The organism is Microbacterium sp. Bi128 (assembly GCF_918698205.1).
In genome coordinates, this window is sequence record NZ_CAKKMM010001170.1 from 1 (window position 1) to 1,618 (window position 1,618).

Sequence of the window (1,618 nt, forward strand, 5' to 3'; positions counted from 1 at the left end):
ACCCAGGGTTTCGGCCAGGACCACGTGGGCCCCGCCGTGCAGGATGCCTGCCACCTGGGTGTTCCCCGCCACCGGCATGGTGGCCACAGTGCGCTCCGGGCTCATCTCGAGGAAGCGGATCCCCATCTTCACCACAAGGGCTCCGACGCCGTACTGGCCCAGCCAATCGTGCATCTCCTCGGGAACACCGGCCGCAGCGAGCTCGGCCGCGTACGGGCCGGGCGTGAAATTGTCCATCATGGGAACTAGGCTGGCACCTGTGAGTGAAACTACCAAACCGGCCCTTGCCCTCGAGAATGCAGACTCCCTTTCCGCGGACACTGCCGCAGACCACCTCCTGGCAGCTGCGCCGGATTCAGGGGTTGCGGCCAAGCGTGCCGGAAAATCCAGCCGGGCCGCGGCGTCGGTTTCCGCCACCGAGGCCCCCGTGATTCCCATCACGGACCAGCCGCGGCTACTCGTGCTCGATGGGCACTCCATGGCGTTCCGGGCGTTCTTCGCCCTGCCCGCGGACAAGTTCTCCACCGCCACGGGCCAGCACACGAACGCCGTCCACGGCTTCACGTCCATGCTGATCAACCTGATCAAGGAGCAAAAGCCCACCCACGTGGCGGTCGCCTTCGACGTCTCCGATGACACGACGCACCGCAAGGCCGAGTACAGCGAGTACAAGGGCGGACGCAACGAGACCCCGCGGGAAATGAGCGGCCAGATCGACCTCATCGACAAGGTCATGGGCGCCTGGGGCATCAAGACCATCAAAATGCCCGGTTGGGAAGCTGACGACATCCTGGCCACCCTCGCCGCAATGGGGGAAAAGGCCGGTTACGAAGTGCTGCTGGTCTCAGGCGACCGCGATGCCTTCCAGCTCATCACCGACAACGTTTTCGTCCTGTACCCCAAGAAGGGTGTCAGCGATATTCCCCGCATGGACGCGGACGCCATCCAGGAGAAGTACTTCGTCAGCCCGGCCCAGTACTCGGACCTCGCCGCCCTGGTGGGGGAATCCGCGGACAACCTCCCCGGTGTTCCCGGCGTCGGCCCCAAGACGGCAGCGAAATGGATCAACCTTTACGGCGGACTGGAGGGGGTCCTGGAGAACCTCGACGCGATCGGCGGGAAGGTGGGGGACTCCCTGCGCGAATACGTTGACGACGTCAAGCGCAACCGGCGCCTCAACAGGCTGCACACCGACCTGGATTTGCCAGTGACGCTGGACGAGCTCGCGGACCCGCGGCCTGACCAGGCAGCCCTCGAGGAGCTGTTCGACGCCCTGGAATTCAAGACCATCCGGACCCGGCTCTTCGCCCTCTACGGCAGTGAAGTCACCGAAGCCGAGCGGGAAAGCCTCGACATCCCGGACTTCGTGATCCCGGCGGACGCAGCCGAACTTGGCGCGTTCCTCGAGGCCGGTGCCGGCAAGCGCTCCGCTGTGGCGGTCGACGTTGTGCCCGGCCGGATCGGCGAGGACGCCGCAGCGGTGGCGATCGTCCGCGACGACGCTGCCGTCTATATCGACCTGGCCAGCCAGGACGCCGCCGCCGAAAATGTTCTGGCCGCATGGCTGCGCGACGCCCACGCGCCGAAGGTCATGCACGGGTTCAAGGCTGCCCTGAAG

The 1,618-nt window shown here is 65.9% G+C and carries 1 protein-coding gene and 1 pseudogene; one reads left to right on the plus strand and one right to left on the minus strand.

The genetic code is table 11. The annotated features are described in order from the left end of the window. Positions 1 to 240 (minus strand): annotated as a pseudogene (locus LQV45_RS30915) (thioesterase); the annotation flags it as partial. On the opposite strand from LQV45_RS30915, the gene LQV45_RS30920 reads away from it, so the two are divergent. After that, on the plus strand, positions 239 to 1,618 hold a 1,380-nt coding region (locus LQV45_RS30920), incomplete at its 3' end, for a 5'-3' exonuclease H3TH domain-containing protein (protein ID WP_290370370.1). The pseudogene LQV45_RS30915 and the gene LQV45_RS30920 overlap by 2 nt on opposite strands.